We start from the raw sequence: 18844 nt of genomic DNA on the forward strand, positions 1-18844 counted from the left end.
GCCGGGCCTCGGCGGACGAAGGCTGGAAGTTGCGCGAGGTGTCGCCACACTCTCCGTCATTGCGAGCGCAGCGAAGCAATCCAGAGTCCTTCTGCGGCGGCAGTCTGGATTGCTTCGTCGCAAGAGCTCCTCGCAATGACGGCGGAGAGGGCGGTGTGCCAAGGCCGGGCCCTCAGCCCGCGGACGACGGAGCTGGAATCGTGCGAGGTGTCGCCACACTCTCCGTCATTGCGAGCGCAGCGAAGCAATCCAGAGTCCTTCCGCGGCGGCAGTCTGGATTGCTTCGTCGCAAGGGCTCCTCGCAATGACGAGGTGGTGCGAGCCGGCCGTCCGTTACGACAACCTCATATCCAGCCGCCGCCGCCCTTCGCCTTTCAGCAGCTTCTTTACCGCGCTTGAGGTCACGACCTCGCCGTCGTTGGCGTAAGCCTCGTGGTTCTTCTCGATGTCGTCGAGGCGGTAGAGATAGTTGACCATGACGCCCGCGGACTCCCGCATGCCCTTGGGCGAGAGGTCGCCGAGCCAGTTGATGCGCTCGAGCCGGGCGCCGTTGCCGAGATGGAAGCGGGCGACCGAGTCGATCAGCCGGCCCTTCGGCGTGCGTGCCTTCAGGAAATAGTGGGCGGCGAGCGGTTCAATCAGGCCGCGCAGCTGCGCGGTCGCATCCGCATCCTCGAACCATTTCGGCTCGTCCAGGCGCTTCAGCAGCTCGCGGTCTTCGTCCGAGAGCGGCAGGTCCTTGTCCTGCTTGATCCACGGCATGAAGCCCGGCACCGGCGACAGCGTCACGAAATTGTCGAGCTTCGGCAGTTCGCGGCGCAATTCCTCCACCACCTGCTTGATCAGGAAGCTGCCGAACGAGATGCCGCCGAGACCGCGCTGGGTGTTGGAGATCGAATAGAACACCGCGGTGCGCGCCCGCTCGATCGAGACGGGCCGGCGGTCGACCGCGAGCAGCGGCGCGATCGCGCCGGGGATCGTCTCGGTCAGCGCCACCTCGACGAAGATCAGGGGCTCGTCGACCATGGCGGGATGGAAGAAGGCGTAGCAGCGGCGGTCGACCGGATCGATGCGGCGGCGCAGATCGTCCCAATCGCTGATCTCGTGCACGGCTTCGTAACGAATGATCTTTTCGAGGATGTTGGCCGGGGTCGACCAGTCAATCCTGCGCAGCACGAGAAACCCCCTGTTGAACCACGAAGAGAGCAGATGCGACATGTCGCGATCGAGCGCGGCGAGATCGGTGTGCCCGTTCATCATCCCGAGCAGATCGGCGCGCATCTTGACGAGATCGCCGGTGCCGCCGGGCGCACGGTTGAGGCGGCGGATCAACTCCTGCCGCCGCGGCTCGGAGGCGAAATGCAATGAACTTGCGTCCTCGTCGCTGGGCCCGGCGCGCCACGTCTCGACCGCTTTTGCCAGACGCTCGCGATCGGGGCCGAAATCGCGCACCAGGGCCTCGAAGAACGCGCGGCGACCGGCCGCGTCCAGGTCCTGATAGAGATCGAGCACCTCGCGCGCCATGGCGGTACCGGACGCTTCGCCCCGACCGGAGAGCAGCGCGCCGCAGAGCTCGATCAGGCCGTCGGCATCCTGCTTGGTATCAGCAGAATCGCCACGGCGAAGCAGCGTGCGGCCGCGCTCGGAGATCGTGGCGAGCAGATCGGAGAAGAAGGCATTGGCCATCTGGGCTTTCGAATCCGGTTGTGCGGTGCGGGAAGCTTACACAGGATTTAGGCGGAAGCCGATCACATTCAAGCAGGCGAAGCCTGCATCTTCAGCGGTGCCATGCGCCGCAAGAAAGCTGTCATGCCCCGCGAAGGCCGTCATGTCATCCGACGCCGTCATGCCCCGCGAAGGCGGGGCATCCAGTACGCCGCGGCCTATCGGTTCAGCAACAGCGGCCTCGGAATACTGGATTGCCCGCCTTCGCGGGCAATGACAGCGCGAGGGAGGCTACCCCTTCCCGGCAAACTCCGTCGGCGTCCGTCCCGTCACCTGGCGGAACGCCGCCGAAAAAGCCGGCACGCTGGCATAGCCGAGCTGGGCCGCGAGCTGCTTGACCGAGACGTTGGCATCGGTCGACAGTCTTTCGATCGCCGCCGCGATGCGAGCGCGCTGGCACCAGCTCTTGAAGCTCAATTGTATCTCGCTCGAGAACAGTCGCGACAGCGTGCGCGCGGAGGTACCGACGTCCCGCGCCAGCGCGTCGATGTCGTGCAGGCCGGTGGGATCGTCGAGAACGATCATCGCGGCACGCCGGCAGCGCGGTTCGCGCGGCAGCGGTACGAAGGTCGCGGAATCCTCGGCCTGGTGCAATTCCAGCATCAGCAGGCGGACCAGCAGCTCGGTGCGCTCGGCCGTGTTGCGGGCATCGAACAGCGCGAGAATCGCCTGATGTAGCAGTGGCGACACCCGCACCACGAACTCTTTGGTCAGGCCCTGATAGCGCTTTTCTTGCTTGAGCCAGGGCAGGTCGAAATACAGCGTGCGCATCTCGATGTCGGCGAGCAGATCGATGGCGTGCTCGAGCCCGGCCGGAATCCAGACCGCGCGGTCCGGCGGCACCAGCCAGCGCCCTTTGGGTGTCGTCACCTGCATGGTGCCTTTGGCCGCATAGACCAGTTGCGCCTCACGGTGCAGATGCGGGTCGATCCGTAAGCCCTTGGGATAGTCGCGCGCGACCAGGTGCACGCCCGCGGGTGAGCGATGGTTGCTCCGGACCTCCCGCAGAATTGGCGTTTCCAAGACAGTCATTGGCAGCATCCCGTCATGGGTCCGACATATAACTCATTTCGGTGCAGGAGAGGATTCGGAATGAACAGCCCCAGCCGGGTGATCGGCTTCGTCAACGCAGGCCATTTCATCGACCATTATGCGATGCTGATCTTCGCCGCCGCCGTGATCATCATGGGGCCGGCGCTCGGCATGGCCTATTCGGAGCTGCTGCCTTATGCGACGCCCGGCTTCGTCGCCTTCGGTGCGGGATCGCTTTTGACCGGTTGGCTCGGGGACCGCTGGAGCCGCCGCCACATGATGCTGATCTTCTTCATCGGCATTGGCGCGGCCATGATCTCGGTCGGCTTGGTGCAGACCCCGTCGCAGCTCGGCGCGGCGCTGTTTGCGATTGGCATCTTCGCCTCGATCTATCATCCCGTCGGCACCGCGATGATCGTGTCCTATGCCGACAGACTCGGCCGCGAGATGGGGCTGAACGGCGTCTGGGGCAATCTCGGCGTGGCGTCCTCGGCTCTGGTCACCGGCGTAATCGGCCAGTATCTCGGCTGGCGCTTCGCCTTCATCGTTCCAGGCGTAGTGACGGTCCTGATCGGCATCGGCTTTGCGATGATGGTCGTGCATGAGGACCGCAAGGGCAGCAAGCAGGCGGCGGCTCAAGCGCGGGTGGCAAAGCAGGACATGTGGCGCGTGATCCTGGCGCTCTTGATCGTCGTCATCGCGATCTCCACGACCTTCAACGCGGTGACGGTGGCGCTGCCAAAACTGTTTGCGGAGCGGCTCGCGGATCTCACCAGAAGTCCTGCGCTGCTGGGTGTGATTGCGGCCTGCGTCTACGTGTTCGGCGCGATGACGCAGTACACGATCGGCCGGCTGCTCGACCGCTATTCGCTGAAGGCGGTGGCGCTGCCGCTGTCGTTCATGCTGGCGCCATTCCTGTATCTCGCCGCGACCCTGTCCAACCTGCCGCTGATCCTGGTTTCGATCGGCATCGTCATGGGCGCCTTCGGACAGGTCACGGTCAACGACGCCATGGTCGGCAAATACACCACCGAAGAGTGGCGCTCGCGCGCCTATGCCGTACGCTATTTCGTCGGCTTCACCGCTGCCGGCGCCTCCGTCGGCCTGGTTGCCTGGCTCTACGAGCAGGGCGGCTTCGTCACCATGCTGCACGCCTTCGCCGCACTCTGCCTGCTGGCGATCGCCGCCGCGCTCATCCTGCCCCGCGAGATCAGGACGCCGCAGCCGGTTTAACGGATGTCGCGAGGCCCTCGGCTCGCGCCACATCGTCATTGCGAGGAGCCCTTGCGACGAAGCAATCCAGACTGCCCCGCGGAGGGACTCTGGATTGCTTCGCCGCGCTCGCAATGACGGAGAAGCTAGGAATGAGGGGATATGGCGGCACTTCGCGCAAGCCGCCCATGATGCAATTCTGCCGGTGTTTTGCCCGACGAGTCAAACGTCGGCGCGGGCCACAAAACCTCGGCCAGAAAACCTCAACGCCATCAACGCCGTTCTACTTTGCATGGGGTTGTTTTCGACTTTTTTGCTTTCGCCCCGTCAAGCCGGCCGCGAGCGGCGGGAACCCGCTCCACCTCCCGCGGGTTCTACTTCCTCCGGCACTTGCCGGGACGTTGAAGGGGCGGGACAGTTGAAGGGGGAAAGACACCCGCATGCAGTGGAGCCTGCTCCGAACGGTCGATCTTGTCCCCGCGGCGCTTGTCCTCACCACGATTGCGGCCGGTGCCGAGGGCGGCAAATCGGCCGCTCCCTCCGAATTCCTTTTGGTGGCGCAGATCGTGCTGCTGATTGCCGTCGGCCGCGGCCTCGGCGAGACCATGCAGCGCATCGGTCAGCCCTCGGTGATGGGCGAGCTGCTCGCCGGCATCCTGCTCGGGCCGTCGCTGTTCGGCTGGATCTGGCCGGAGGCGCAGCAGGCGATCTTCCCCAGGGCGCCCGAGCAGAAGGCGATGATCGACGGCATCGCCCAATTCGGCATCCTGCTGCTGTTGCTGCTGACCGGCATGGAGACCGACCTCAAGCTGGTCAGGAAGGTCGGCAAAGCCGCGATCGCGATCTCGATCGCCGGCATCCTCGTGCCCTTCGCCTGCGGTTTTGCGCTCGGCGAGTTCCTGCCCGATGCGCTGCTGCCCAATCCGCAAGCCCGCCTGGTGGCCTCGCTGTTCATGGGCACGGCGCTGTCGATCTCCTCGGTGAAGATCGTCGCGATGGTCGTGCGCGAGATGAACTTCATGCGCCGCAATGTCGGCCAGATCATCGTCGCGACCGCCGTGATCGACGACACCATCGGCTGGATCATCATCGCGGTCATCTTCAGCCTGGCCTCGCAGGGCACGCTGGATGTCGCCTCCCTCGCCAAGGCGGTGCTCGGCACGCTCGCCTTCCTCGCCGTCAGCTTCACCATCGGCCGCCGGCTGGTGTTCCAGCTGATCCGCTGGGCCAACGACACGCTCGTCAGCACCGCCCCGGTCGTCACGGTGATCCTGCTGCTGATGGGCGCGATGGCGCTGATCACGCATCTGATCGGCGTCCACACGGTGCTCGGCGCCTTCGTCGCCGGCATCCTGGTCGGGGAATCGCCGATCCTGACGCGGCAGATCGACGAGCGCCTGCGCGGGCTGATCTCGAGCTTCTTCATGCCGGTGTTCTTCGGCCTTGCCGGGCTCAGCGCCGATCTGTCGGTGCTCCGCGACCCCAATCTCCTGATGCTCACCGGCCTGCTGGTCGTGATCGCCAGTGTCGGCAAGTTCGGCGGCGCGTTCGTCGGCGGCACCCTGGGCGGCCTGAACTATCGGGAGTCCCTGGCGCTCGCGAGCGGGATGAACGCGCGCGGCTCGACCGAGGTCATCATCGCGACCATCGGCCTGTCCATCGGCGTGCTCAGCCAGAACCTGTTCACGATGATCGTGACCATGGCGATCCTGACGACGATGGCGATGCCGCCGATGCTGCGCGCGGCGCTGGCGAAGCTACCGATGAGCGAAGACGAGAAGGGGCGCCTGGAGCGCGAGGAGTTCGAGAAGCGCGGTTTCGTCGCCAATCTCGAACGTCCCCTGCTGGCGGTGGACGAGAGCGTCAACGCCACCTTCGCCGCACATATCGCGGGCCTGATCGCCGGCAAGCGCGGCCTGCCGATCACCGTCCTGCATATCGGCAAGCGCGCCGAGGAGCAGGAGAAGGGCCGCGGCGCAGAAGAGAGCCACGAAGCCGTGGTGAAGAAGGCCGCCGGAGCCTTGTCGGCCCATGGCGAGGGCGACGCCGGCAGCGTCGATGTCGTCACGCGGGCGAGGCGCGCGGAGCTCGGCGAGACCATCGCCGCCGAAGCGCGCAAGGGCTTTGATCTCCTTGTCGTCGGCGTCGGCAAGATCACCGCCGCCAAGGACCGCTTCGACCAGACGATCGAGGACATCGCCGCCGGGTTCGAAGGTCCGCTCGCGATCGTGGCGGCCAAGGGCAAGCATTTGAAGCAGCCGACGCCGGACGCCCTCAACATCCTCGTTCCCATCTCCGGCAGCGGTGTCTCGAAGCGCGGCGCGGAAGTCGCGGTCGCACTGGCACAGGCCGGATCAGGCTCGCTCCGGGTGATCTATGTGGCGACGACGCGGGACAAGGGCGCGCAGCGCGGCGCGTCCCGCGGGCTGAGCCAGGAGGAAGGTATCCTGAAGGACGCCAGCGACCTCGCCGCCCGTTACGACGTCGACATCACCACGACCTTGCGCGTGAACCGCGCGCCGGAAGCTGCGATTCTGCGCGAGATCGACACCACCGACGTCGATCTCGTGGTGATGGGCGTCGACCGCATCCAGGCGGATCATCTCTCCTTCGGTGGCGTCGCCGGCGCCGTGCTCGGGCGGTCGAAGGTCTCGGTGCTGCTGGTTTCGAGCGGCGAGGCGCAGCAGGCGCCGGCGGAGAAGGCGTGAAGGCCGGTACACTCCCTCTCCCGCTTGCGGGAGAGGGCAGGGGAGAGGGTGTCTCCTCATTGGGACACTCCCGATGAGGAGAGAGCCCTCACCCGGCGCTTCGCGCCGACCTCTCCCGCAAGCGGGAGAGGTTGCAGCGAGTTCGTGGCCGCACGATCTGCCAAACTTGCTTTAGGACTTCACCTCCGCCACCGGCTGCGCCTTCGGCGACTTCTTCGACGCGCGCCAGTTCTCGAAGCGCTGCACCACCACGAAGAAGGCCGGCACGAACAGCACCGCAAGGCAGGTCGAGGCCAGCATGCCCGAGAATACGGTGATGCCGATCGACTTGCGCGCACTGGCGCCGGCGCCCGTTGCGAGCACCAGCGGAACCACGCCGAGGATGAAGGCGAACGAGGTCATCAGGATCGGGCGGAAACGGGCGCGCGCCGCCTCGATCGCGGACTCCAGCACCGGCTTGCCGTCGCGCCCGTGCAGCTCAAGCCCGACCTCGACGATCAGGATGGCGTTCTTGGCCGACAGCGCGATCAGCAGGATCAAGCCGATCTGGCAGTAGAGATTATTATCGATCTTTAACGCGTTGAGGATCAGCATCGGCCCGATCAGCGACAGCGGCACCGCCAGGATCACCGAGATCGGCGCGTACCAGCTCTCGTACTGGCCGGCGAGCACGAGATAGACCAGCAGCATGGCAAGCCCGAACACCCAGTAGATCTGGTTGGAGACCGCCTTCTCCTGATACGACATCGCAGTCCATTCGAAGCCGGTGCCCGGCGGCAGCGTCTTGTCTGCGATCTCTTCCATCAGTTGCAGCGACTGGCCGGATGAATAGCCCTGCGCCGGCAGACCGACGATGGTTGAGGATGGATAGAGGTTGTACAGGCTGATCAGCGACGGGCCCGTCGCCGCCGTGATCTTGGCGACGGTGCCGATCGGGATCATGTCGCCGTTCGAGTTGCGCACCTGCATGTTGGCGATGTCGCGCTCGGTGACGCGGAACGCCGGATCGGCCTGGGTGTACACCTGGAACACGCGGCCGAACTTGTTGAACTGGTTGACATAGGACGAGCCGAGATAGGTCGACAGCGCCGCGAACACCTGATCGGTCGTCACGTGCAGCGTCTGGGTCTTGATGCGATCGATCTCGACGTTGAACTGCGGCACCGAAGAGCGGAACGAGGACTGCACCCGCTGCAGCGCGCTCTGGCTCTGGGCGTTAGAGACCATCGCACCGGTGATGGCCTGGAGCTTTGCGAAATCGCTGTTGCCGTCGCGCAGCTCGACCTGCATCGAGAAGCCGGCCGCGTTGCCGATGCCCTGGATCGGGGGCGGCGGCAGCACCACCGTGCGCGCTTCCATGATGGTCGCGAGCTTGTCGTTCAGCCCGTACACCAGCGAGCGCAGGTCCTCGCCGGGTCCTTTGCGCGCCTCCCAGTCCTTCAGGATGATGTAGGCGACGCCGGCATTGGCCAGGCTCGCGCTGCTGTCGAGCGCGGAGATGCCGGCGATGGTGATGACCTGCTGGACGCCCGGCGTCTCCTTGATCAGCTCGCTCGCTCTGTCGAGCACCGTCTGGGTTCGTTCCAGCGCGGCGCCATCGGGCAGCTGCACGGCGGCGATCAGATAGCCCTGGTCCTCGATCGGCAGGAAGCCGGTCGGCACCCGCGACAGGCCATAGCCGCCGATCCCGATCAGCACCAGTGCGATCGCAACCGAGATCGTGCTGTTCCTGCACAGCACGCCAATGAGCCGCGTGTAGCCCCGCTCGAGCCTGTTATAGACCGCGTTGAAGCCGCGGTAGAAGAAATTGCGCTGCTCCGGCGGCACCGTCGGCCGCAGCCAGAGCGCGCATTGCGTCGGCTTCAAGGTGGCAGCGTTGATGGCACTGAGCAGCGCGGTCGCGGCGATCACCAGCGCGAATTGCGAATAGATCCGCCCGGTGAGGCCGGCGAGGAACGACGCCGGCAGAAACACCCAGATCAGCACCAGGGTGATGCCGACGATCGGCGCGAATAGCTGGTCCATCGCCTTGATCGCGGCGTCGTGGCCGTTCATGCCCTGCTCGATGTTGTGGGCGGCGCCCTCGACCACGACGATGGCGTCGTCGACCACGATGCCGATTGCCAGCACGATCGCAAACAGCGTCGACATGTTGATGGTGAAGCCGAGCGCCGCCATCGCGGCGAAGGCGCCGATGATGGTGACCGGCACCGTCGTCGCCGGCACCAGCATGGCGCGCCAGTCCTGCAGGAACACCAGGATCACGACCAGCACCAGGAGGCCAGCCTCGATCAGGGTCATGTAGACCTCGTGCACCGAGGCCTCGACGAATTTGGTGGTGTCGAACGGCGTGTCGTATTTGATGCCTTCCGGGAACCGCTTGGCGAGCTCCGCCATCTTCTTCTCGACGGCCTGCTCGACCTGAAGCGCGTTGGCGCCGGGCGATTGGAACACGCCGATGCCGGTGGCGGGCTGCTTGTTGAGCGAGAAGATCTGGCTGTAGGTCTGCGCGCCGAGCTCAACCCAGCCGACGTCGCGCACCCGCGTGACGTCGCCGCTAGTGCCTGATTTGACGATGATGTTCTCGAACTGGCCGGTGTCGTCGAGCCGGCCGTTGACGTTGAGCGTGTACTGGAATGCCTGGCCGGGTGGCGTCGGCGGCGCACCGACCTGGCCGGCCGAGACCTGCTGGCTCTGCTGCTGGATCGCCTGGATGACATCCTGCGGCACGAGGCCACGGACTTGCAGTTTGTTCGGATCGAGCCACACCCGCATCGAATATTGGCCGGCGCCGAACACCGTGACGTTGCCGACGCCGGGCAGGCGCGAAAGCTCGTCGCGGATGTTGATGGTGGCGTAGTTGCTCAAGTAGAGGCTGTCGAACCGGGAGTCCGGCGAGGTCAGCGTCACGAACAGCAGGATCGAGGTCGACTTCTTCTGGACGGTGACCCCTTGGTTCTGCACGGACGTCGGCAATTGCGACAGCGCGCTGGAGACGCGATTCTGCACCAGTACCTGCGCGAAGTTGAGGTCAGTGCCGATCTTGAAAGTGACGGTTAGCGTGTAGGTGCCGTCGGAGCCGCTATAGGACTGCATGTAGAGCATGTCCTCGACGCCGTTGACCTGTTGTTCTATCGGCAAGGCAACCGTGTCGATCACGGTCTTGGCGCTGGCGCCGGGATAGCGCGTGGTCACCTGCACCGTCGGTGGCACCACGTCGGGATATTGCGCGATCGCGAGGTTGAACAGCGCGACCCCGCCGACCAGGATCATCAGTAGCGCGATGACGTTCGAGAGGACCGGCCGCTCGATGAAGAATTTTGAGATCATGGCCGGCGGCTCCTACTTGGCAGACGCCTGCGGCTGCTCGATCTTTGTGACTTGCGGGTCGATCTTCTGGCCGGGGATCACCCGCAGCAGCCCTGCGATGACGACGCGGTCGTCCGGCTTCAGGCCGCTTTCGATCACGCGCAGGCCGTTGTCGACGGGACCGATCTGCACCTTGCGCTGCTCGACGGTGTTGTCCTTGCCGACCACGAGCAGATAGCGGCCGCCCTGGTCGCTGCCGAGCGCGGTGTCCGGCACGAGCAGGGCCGCTTGATCCTGATCGAAGGGCACGCGGACGCGGACGAAATAACCAGGCAGCAACACGCGCTTGTCGTTGGGCACGAGGCCGCGCACCGCAAGCGTGCCGGTCGAGGTGTTGAGGGTGGGCGAGACATAGTCGAGGTGGCCTTCATGCGGATAGCCGGACTCGGTCTGCAGGCCGACCTGGATCGGGAATTGCTTGAGGTCAGTAGGCGTAAGACCCCGTCGGGCCGCCTCGGCGCGAATGCGCAGCACGTCCTGCTCGTTGACGGTGAAGTTCACATAGATCGGGTCCATCGCGACGATGGTCGCGAGCTGGGTCGGGGAGGAGACGCCGACGAGTTCGCCGATCGAGACCATGTGCGCGCTGACGATGCCGTCGAATGGCGCGCTCACCTTGGTGTAGCCGTAATTGACCTCGGCGAGCCTGGTATTGACTTGGGCCTGCTGGAGAGTCGCCTGAGCGTTGTCGCGAGTCGATGTCGAGGTGTCGAGGGTGGACTGCGAGACCGCCTGGCGCTGCACGAGCTCGGCCTGCCGCTTGAAATCGGCTTCGGCCTGCTTGACCGTGGCCTGCGCACCGGCTTCGGCTGCCTGCGCCTGGTCCAGCTTGAGCTTGTAAGTCTCCGGCTCGATCGTGAACAGCTGGGTGCCTTGTTTGACGAAGGTGCCGTCCTGGTAATCGATCGATTGCAGAAAGCCCTGCACGCGGGCCACGAGATCGACGCTCTTGATTGGCGCCGTGTTACCGGTGGCTTCGACATAGCGCGTCACCGCCCGCTGCACCGGCGCGGCGACATCCACCTTGGGCGGGGGCGGGGCGACGAAAGTGTTCTTGTCCTCGCAGCCGGCGAGCGCGATCACGGCCATCATGGCGGCCAGCGCCCGCCCGATATGTCTCCACTCACCATTGCGTCGTGCGGGAGATGCGGAATTCGCGCAGGTCATTCGATGGCCCCCGATTGCAGTCTGTCGGAGCGGCAGGCTAGCAACAAATGATCGGCCGTGGAACACCATAGCCATGGCAGCCAGGGGGCTTGCACTGCAAACAGTGGCATGGCCTTTGACAGGTTTGTCATGACGAGGCGCCACGCGGACAGCAGCCGCTTCATTGCTCGTGAGACCGATGACGGGACCGTTGCTGGCATCGAGCCAGTCGAGCGTATCGCGCGCGGTGACCGCCAGCGGTCGCAAGGTCAATCCGGCCTCGTCTGCTGGCGACCTATCGCGCGTGAGGAAGCCCACGAAGTCGGGCAGGGGCAGTCCCATCGGAAGCGATCGCGGGCGCCCAGCGCATGAGGTCGTTCCCTTCCAGGAACGTCCAGTAGCATCGATCCGCTCCGCCTGCGGCCGATCAATCTTTCACCGCTCCTTGATCTCCGCGTACTTCGCCAGCGCCCGTTCGAACTTCCTGTTGAACAGCCACATGGCGCCGAGAATTTCGCGGAAGCTTGGCGAGGTCCGCGACCTGTCGGCCTGTCCGAATGCGAAGATGCTGTTGTTGCGCAGATGCTTCATGATGGTGGGACTAGACACCCTGTAGTCCAGCAGATTGCCAGATTTGAGCGCTGAACGTGTCGGGGTGGGAATGATCTGGATCAGCTCGAACAGCTTCATCTGGTCGATCGGATCGGGCAGCGTCTTCACGATCACGGGGATCTCCGCGAAAAGCTCGGCATGCGCATTCATGAGGCCGTCTCGCACCGCGGTCCAATGGTTGAAGCGGTGATCGGTGCCGCGGGCGCGCGCCTCTTCCTTGTCGTCGCGCGCGTTCAGCTCGGGATCGGCCGCGGCGACCGCAGGCTTGATGGCCTCCCATTTCCGGCGTCCGTTACGGTCTTCGGACGGGCCGGTCTGAAGACTGCCCATATAGGTGTTCGAGCGCCCGTTGCGGACATTCTGCTTGCCGTTGGTCTCCGCAAAGAACAGCCCGAGGCTGATCCGGCCGGCCGCTTCGGCGTGAACCGGGGCCAGCCCCTTGGCGCGCGCGATCGCAACCGCAAGATCGACGACGTCCTTGAACGGCGTTGCCGAGGCTTGCGCGCCGGCAGGTGGCGCCTCCATCAGGTCGAACAGCCGTCCGTATTCGTCGATCAGCGGTTCGATGTCGGCGTCGAAATAGGCTGGTGGAATTTCGAACTTGTTCGGCCTTCCGATCCTGGACGGCATGGCGTCAGTGAGATCCTTGTAGGTGCTGATCACCGCGACCCGCGCCAGATAGATCGCCTGTCCGGGCAGGTTTGGCAGCGGCTGCTTCGACTCGATCTGGTTGCGCCGCTCGGCAAGGATCGATTTGAAATCGACGAGCGCGCGCTCGTAGGCGGCAAGCGCATCGGATTGCCTGGCGGTGAGCGCATCCTTCTGTCCCATGGCGGGCGCCATGATGGCGAAGGCAACAGCCATGAAGGCTGCAACGGCAAGACGTCTCGGTCTCATTGCCCGTTCCCCAAGGTCTGCGAAGGCCTTCCGATGAGGCCTGTCGATTCGATGGCCAAGGGGATCGTAAACATCGGATGCGAGGGCTGGCGAGATGCAAATCCCCGCTCAACAGCAATTCTTCGCCGTCATGCCGCCGCACGATAGTCCGGAGCCGAAGCCAGGAACTTCGCGTAGGCATCCGCGTCCGGCGGCTGGAAGCGGCCTGCGAGCCCGCCACGCTTCTGTTCCTTGGTGCCGATGTCGGCCAGCAGCTCATCGAAATGGCGGTAGTGATAGGGCGCGACGCAAAGACCGCCGTAGACGCCGGCGGCCGGCCGCTCGACCCGCTTGAAGTGCAGCATCATCTCGATGTTCTCGCGCATCTGTTGCGCACTCGGCTGACGTGCGAGCTGACCGTCGGCATAACGGACCAGCCAGTTGGCGGCGAGGTCGGCGCAGAGCACGGTGCAGAATGAGGAGTTGAAGCCGACGAAGCCAAGATCCGGCAGGTCGGGATTGGCGATCAAGCGATAGAGCCGGTACTGCCCGTCCGCGTCGACCAGCTTTGCCTGATACGCGGCGGGCAGGAATGGCACGCCGAGCTTGTAGCCGATCGCGAGCAGCGCGACATCCGCAGCGACGCGCTCGCCGCCGCTCATCACGATGGTGTCGCCGTCATAATGATCGAAGCTGCCGAGCACGGCCTTGATGCGGCCGTCGGCCACCATCGGATAGAAGCCGGGCGTTGCGATCGGTACCGAGCAGTTGACGCCGTCCTCGATCCGCTCCTTCGGCACCATCTTGCATCGCTTCAGCTTGAGCTGCGTTTTCAACAGGCCCTCCAGCCCGCGCCAGTTCGCCCAGACCAACGGTGCGGCGATGCGGTGCGCAAGCCGCGACATCGCCCCGATACCCCAGCCCGGAAACATCTCCTCCTGGGCGCGGATGTAGAGGATGCGCTTGAAGTTCACGAGCCCGCCGATGAAATAAGGAATGCGCCAGACCGGCTCGCGCATCACGATCGTCACCTCGCGTGCGCCTGCCTTCACGGCGTTCACCGCGATATCGGTCGCCGATTTCGATCCGCCGAGCACGACGACGCGGCGGCCTTTGGTCAGTGCCGGATCGTTGTATTTCGATGAATGGAGGACCTGTCCGCCCTTCGCCACAAACCCGTCTTTGCCGGCGCAGTGCAACTCCCGCGGCTCGTTGAATTGCCCGGTGCAGACCGCGACGAAGTCGAAATCTTCGATCGAGGCTGCGCCGTCCTTGTTGGTGAGCGCGAGCGTCCAGCCCGGCCTGCCGTCGGCGCGCCGCTCCATGCCCGATACCCCGGTGTTGAGGCGCAGCATGGCGTCGAGGCCAAAACTCCGGGCATAGTCGCTGAGATAGGCATGGACCTGCGGCCCGGTCGGCCATTCCGGGTAGGAGTCGGGCATGGCGCGGTCAGTGTAGCGGTAGAGCTCCTTGGGGCTCTGGGTCTGCACCTCCGGATAGGAGCGCGCGGGCTCCCAGACGCCGCCGAGATCGCCGCTGCGCTCGACGATGGTGACTCGATGACCGCGAGTCGAGAACGCCTTGGCGGCGGCAAGGCCGGAGACGCCGGCGCCGATTACGCAGACATACTTTGGACTGACCATCGGATTGCTCGCAAATTCGAGTGTTCTGGGCACAGCAGGCCGCGTTCGGCCGCGCTGTACGGCCGCTCGACCTGCGACGAAGCAGAAATGGGAGGAGGCCGGCCGCCTAGTCGTTCGCTTCAGGCGGCAGGAAGTCGACCTCGTGCAGCGCCGAGATGCGCACCACCTCGGCGGGGTCGGTCAGATTGTGCAGCTGGTTGAACAACGCTTCCAGCTTCTGCATGGGCGAGACCCAGAACAGCGCACGGCAGGGCTTATCCGACTTGTTGAAATAGCCGTGCGGAATGCCGCGCGGCATGCGCACGAGGTCGCCTGCATGGGCCTTGACCCACTGTCCGTCGAGCTTGAGGTCGAGCACGCCCTCCTGCACCAGGATGAATTCCTCCTGGGTCGGGTGGATGTGGACCGGCACGAACTGGCCCGGCTCGCTGTTGGTCTCGAACGCGAAAGTGGAGTCGGTGACGGCCTTGGGGAAATACACCTGGCCCAGGATGTTCCAGGTCTTGCCGCCATATCCGGTGCCGTTCGCGGTAATGCCCTTCTCGAGTGCAGTCATAGCTCGCCTCCATCGTGGATCCCAGCGAGGGTGGAGCTTCGGGCACGCGCAGGGCGCTGTCTATCCGCTAAACGAATCCCTGCGCGGCCGGTGGCCGCACAGCCCGACGTTTTTGCCTCAGGGCTCTTTCCGCGGGCCGGGAACTCTTATAGGCTTAAAACACTTCCGTGGCGCGAAGGGTGGTCGACCATGTCCGCTGCCGAGCTCGAAACGAGTGCGCGTCGGTCCGGTGCCGAAAGGCTCACGGCGTTCGCCCGCGTCACCACTGATGACGTCGACGAGGCGGCCGAGCAGATCGGGCGCATCTTCTGCCCGCATGACCTGATGCCGGCCCAGGCGCGGCCATCCGGCTTCTATGCTACACACAATTGCGCGGCGTTCGACGGCTTCTCCATCAACTACGTTGCCTATGGTGGGTCGGTCACGATCGATCCCGGCTGCCTTGAGCGCTTCTTTCTGGTGCAGATCCCGCTCGCGGGCACGGCCCGCATTCGTGCCGGCGCCCGCGAACTCGACACCGCGCCGGAGCGGATGGCGTCGTTGTTGTCGCCGACGATTCCGACCCGAATGGTTTGGACCGGTTGCGCGCAGGCGATCCTGCTGCTTGACCGCCGCGTGGTCGAGCAGCGCGCCGCTGCATTGTCGGGCAGGGCGGCCGGTACGATCGAGTTCGATCCGGCCATCGATCTCGATAACCCGGCCGCGCGCAGCCTCTGGGCGAAGCTCGATGACCTCATGACGCTCGCCGAGCGCCTCGGTCCCGGCGCCAGGCTGCCGGCGGTCGCCGGCGCCAACTGGCGCGAGGCGCTGCTCGACCATCTTCTCAACGCCCAGCCGCATGGTTTGTCCGGCGCGGTCCGAACCTTCTCGGGCCGGGCCGAACGCCTGCCGCGCGCCCTGCGCGCCGCGCGCGACTGTCTCCACGACATGGCTTGCGAACCGCTCGACCTCGTGCAACTGGCATCCTCCTCCGGCGTTGGCATCCGCGCGCTCCAGCTTGGCTTCCGCCGACATTTCGGCGTGTCGATCTCGGAGATGCTGCTCGACATTCGCCTTGCCAAACTACACGCCCGGCTCTCGCGCGCCGCCCCTGATGCCTCCATCACCGGCATCGCCTTCGATCTCGGCTTCACCCATCTCGGTCGTATGGCCGGCGCCTATCGCGAAAAATTCGGCGAGACGCCATCGGCGACGCTGAGACGACGGATGAGCTAGGGGCGACGAGCTACTTTCGCGATCGGGTCGTGCCGCCCTCGTCAGTCGCCTGTTTGCGCAAGAAGCGCTCGACATCGGCCTGCGCCGGCACTGTGGAGGAGTCCGGCTTCATGTGAGCTACAGACTCCAAGCGTCTGCGTCGAGGGTCAATTTCCGGCGGCGCGAGACGGCCGGCTTTTCCGCGGCGGTTCAACCTGCGGGCGAATCGGCCTGGCGCAGCGTCGTTACCCAGATCACGCGCGCCACCTGCTGGGTCGGGTTGTCGAACATGTGCGGCACGATGCTCGGAAAGCGAAAGCTGTCGCCGGCCTCGAGCAGATGCGCCTGGTTGTCGAGCCACAGCCGCAGGCTGCCTGAGAGGATATAGCCGGCCTTCTCGCCGGTGTGCTGCAGGAAGTCGGTGCCGGACGAGGCGCCGGGATTGAGCGTGAGCTCGTAGAGTTCGAGCTGGCCCTGGTCTGCCGGCGTCAGCGCCTCCTTGACGACGCCGCTGGCCGTGAGCCGCAGCAGCCGCCGGCTGTTCTTGCGCACGATGTAGCGCTGCACGTCGGCGGGATCGCTAGTCTCGAAGAAATAGGAAATGGGAACGTCGAGGGCGATGCTGAGCAGGCGCAGCGTGCGTATCGACGGCATGGCGCGCGCGCGTTCGAGCTGGCTGATCATGCCGTTGGAAAGGCCGGTGCGGTTGGCGACGTCCTGGATCGAAAGGCCGGCGCGCTGGCGGAGCAGGCGTACGGTCTCGCCGAGGCGCTGGTCGACCGCATCGTCGCTCTCGATCGTCGGGGCGTCCTTCGGACCGCTTGTGTCGCCGCGACCATCCATGTCGCTCTCCCATGCATCATCTCGCCGCCGGACCGCACCGTCCGAGGCTTCAGCCAGAGTGAAAAGGTCGCGCATACTAGCAATGCGATTGACAGCTGTATTTAGTCATGATGAACTTTTGATAGAAAAATTTAGAAGCACTAAAGCCCACTCCTGTCCCTTGCCGGGGTCTCGGGGCGCGGGAGATGGTGCCGCGTGCGACAACGGAGAGTGGTCATGGCAGACGACACCGGCAGGTTCGGCGCTCCGGCACTGCATCTCGGCATTCCGAATCGCCGTCAGTTCTTTCAGCTCGGTGTTGGCGCGGCGGCGGGGTGGAGTCTTTCCGGCTCCACGTTTGCCCAGAGCGAACGCCCGACCAATCCTCCGGACAAGCCGCGCGGGCAGGTGATCGCGGCGCTGTCGCAGGAGCCGACCGTCTTTCATCCCCTGATGCCGGGCATCGAGGTCGATCAGGGCATCTGGTGGCAGGTGTTCTCGCCACTCTGGTTCATCGATCCCGATGGCAACTTCGTTCCCGACCTCGCCCGCGAAGTCCCGACGATCGAGAACGGCGGCCTGTCGGCCGACGGTCTGACCTGGAAGATCAAGCTGCGCAGCGACGTGAAGTGGCACGATGGCACGCCGTTCACCGCCGAGGACGTCAAGTTCTCGCTCGATCTGATCAACAATCCGGATTTCCGCGCGCGCAGCCGCGTCGGCCATAGCCTGGTGAAGGACATCAAGGTCGTCGCGCCCGACGAGATCCATTGGCGGATGGAAGCTGCCTATTCGCCCTACATGTCGATCCTGGGGGCGCTGACCTTCATCGTGCCCAAGCACATCCTGGAGAAGGTGACCGATCCGAACGCCTCGCCGTTCCACAACGCGCCGGTCGGGACCGGACCGTTCCGCTGGGGCGAGCGCGTGCCGGGCGACCACATTCAGTTGAATGCCCATACCGGCTACCACGGCAAGGGACCTTACCTCGAGCGCGTCGTCTTCAAATACATTCCGGACCTCACTGTTCTCTACACGCAGTTCCGCACCGGTCAGGTCGATTACACTGGCCTGCAAGGCATTTTGCCGAACTTCGTCCAGGAGGCGAAGGCGCTGAAGGGGCGCAAGATCTTCGTCTCCTCGACGTCATCGGTGGAGCACATCGCGCCCAATCTGGAGTTTGGTCCTTTCGCGGACCGCACGGTGCGCGAGGCGCTGTATCTCGCCATCAACAAGCAGGCGATCATCGATGCCCTGAACTATGGCCTGCCGAGGCAGACCGAAAGTTTCGTGCCGCAGCAGGCCTGGTCGTTCCAGCAGGGACTGCCGCAGCACAAATACGATCCTGCAAAAGCCAATACACTGCTCGATGCCGCCGGATGGGCTCGCGGCTCCGGCGGCGTGCGCGAGAAGGGCGGCGTCAAGCTCGAATTCGCCAATTCGACGACATCGGGCAACGCGGTGCGCGAGCAGACCCAGCAGCTTCTGATCCAGGACTGGCGTGCCATTGGCGCTGCGATGCGCGTCAACAACATGCCGGCCGCCGTCATCTGGGGTGACTTCTGGCAGCAATCAAAATTCAATTCGGTGATAGTCGGGGTGAACTTCATGTTGGGCAGCGATCCCGACGTGACGCCCCGCTTCGGCTCCGGCGCGATTCCCGCCAAGGGCGGCCGTGGCTACAACACCTATCAGTACCGCAGCCCGGAGGCCGACCGTCTCCTCGCCGAGGGCGCCAAGCAGTTCGAGCTGGCGCAGCGCAAGACGACCTATGGCGATCTGCAAAAGCTGATCCGCAACGACCTCGCGATCCTGCCGCTGTTCCAGGGTTTCATCGCCGAAGGCGTGAAGGAAGGGCTCCAGGGTTTCCGCCCCAACATCAACATGTCAATCAACTGCTGGAACATCCGCGAATGGTATTGGGCGTGAACCGTCCGGTGCGCGGGCCC

At 64.8% G+C, this 18844-nt stretch carries 12 protein-coding genes; 4 read left to right on the forward strand and 8 right to left on the reverse strand.

The genetic code is table 11. From position 1 onward, the window contains the following. Positions 1–333: 333 nt before the first annotated feature. Together FXV83_RS31550 and FXV83_RS31560 are read right to left on the reverse strand one after the other, a co-directional pair. Entirely contained in the window at positions 334–1686 is a 1353-nt protein-coding gene (locus FXV83_RS31550) for a malonyl-CoA decarboxylase (protein ID WP_148743485.1), read from the reverse strand. Positions 1687–1956: 270 nt separating this feature from the next. Further along, positions 1957–2757 carry an AraC family transcriptional regulator gene (locus FXV83_RS31560; protein WP_187436295.1) on the reverse strand — a complete coding sequence of 267 codons (801 nt, stop codon included), beginning with the start codon at positions 2755–2757 and terminating at the stop codon, positions 1957–1959. 60 nt (positions 2758–2817) lie between these two features. On the opposite strand from FXV83_RS31560, the gene FXV83_RS31565 reads away from it, so the two are divergent. Together FXV83_RS31565 and FXV83_RS31570 are read left to right on the forward strand one after the other, a co-directional pair. Next, positions 2818–3990, forward strand: coding sequence for an MFS transporter (locus FXV83_RS31565; RefSeq protein ID WP_148743487.1), 1173 nt, complete (start codon positions 2818–2820; stop codon positions 3988–3990). Positions 3991–4409: 419 nt separating this feature from the next. Beyond that, complete coding sequence (locus tag FXV83_RS31570; RefSeq protein ID WP_148743488.1) at positions 4410–6677, forward strand: cation:proton antiporter domain-containing protein; 2268 nt, start codon at positions 4410–4412, stop codon at positions 6675–6677. 171 nt (positions 6678–6848) lie between these two features. Here FXV83_RS31570 and FXV83_RS31575 read toward each other — a convergent pair whose 3' ends face one another. The 5 genes from FXV83_RS31575 to FXV83_RS31595 form a co-directional block, all read right to left on the reverse strand. Beyond that, positions 6849–10007: an efflux RND transporter permease subunit gene (locus tag FXV83_RS31575; protein WP_148743489.1), complete on the reverse strand. Its 3159-nt coding sequence runs from the start codon at positions 10005–10007 to the stop codon at positions 6849–6851. 12 nt (positions 10008–10019) lie between these two features. After that, positions 10020–11213, reverse strand: a complete 1194-nt coding sequence (locus FXV83_RS31580; protein WP_187436300.1) for an efflux RND transporter periplasmic adaptor subunit — start codon at positions 11211–11213, stop codon at positions 10020–10022. 414 nt (positions 11214–11627) lie between these two features. Then, positions 11628–12701, reverse strand: coding sequence for a hypothetical protein (locus FXV83_RS31585; RefSeq protein ID WP_148743490.1), 1074 nt, complete (start codon positions 12699–12701; stop codon positions 11628–11630). 128 nt (positions 12702–12829) lie between these two features. Continuing rightward, the gene (locus tag FXV83_RS31590) at positions 12830–14323 is read right to left on the reverse strand and encodes a flavin-containing monooxygenase (RefSeq protein ID WP_148743491.1); all 1494 of its coding nucleotides are present in this window, start codon (positions 14321–14323) and stop codon (positions 12830–12832) included. A gap of 106 nt (positions 14324–14429) precedes the next feature. Further along, positions 14430–14879: a cupin domain-containing protein gene (locus FXV83_RS31595; RefSeq protein ID WP_148743492.1), complete on the reverse strand. Its 450-nt coding sequence runs from the start codon at positions 14877–14879 to the stop codon at positions 14430–14432. Positions 14880–15068: 189 nt separating this feature from the next. Between FXV83_RS31595 and FXV83_RS31600 the strand changes: the two genes are divergently transcribed. Continuing rightward, entirely contained in the window at positions 15069–16094 is a 1026-nt protein-coding gene (locus FXV83_RS31600) for an AraC family transcriptional regulator (RefSeq protein WP_148743493.1), read from the forward strand. A gap of 189 nt (positions 16095–16283) precedes the next feature. On the opposite strand, the gene FXV83_RS31605 is transcribed toward FXV83_RS31600, so the two are convergent. Continuing rightward, positions 16284–16916, reverse strand: a complete 633-nt coding sequence (locus FXV83_RS31605; protein ID WP_148743494.1) for a cupin domain-containing protein — start codon at positions 16914–16916, stop codon at positions 16284–16286. A 216-nt stretch (positions 16917–17132) separates the two neighbouring features. Between FXV83_RS31605 and FXV83_RS31610 the strand changes: the two genes are divergently transcribed. Continuing rightward, positions 17133–18824: a peptide ABC transporter substrate-binding protein gene (locus FXV83_RS31610; RefSeq protein ID WP_148743495.1), complete on the forward strand. Its 1692-nt coding sequence runs from the start codon at positions 17133–17135 to the stop codon at positions 18822–18824. Positions 18825–18844 lie beyond the last annotated feature (20 nt).

It is taken from the genome of Bradyrhizobium hipponense (assembly GCF_008123965.1).
In the GTDB taxonomy this organism is placed as follows: domain Bacteria; phylum Pseudomonadota; class Alphaproteobacteria; order Rhizobiales; family Xanthobacteraceae; genus Bradyrhizobium; species Bradyrhizobium hipponense.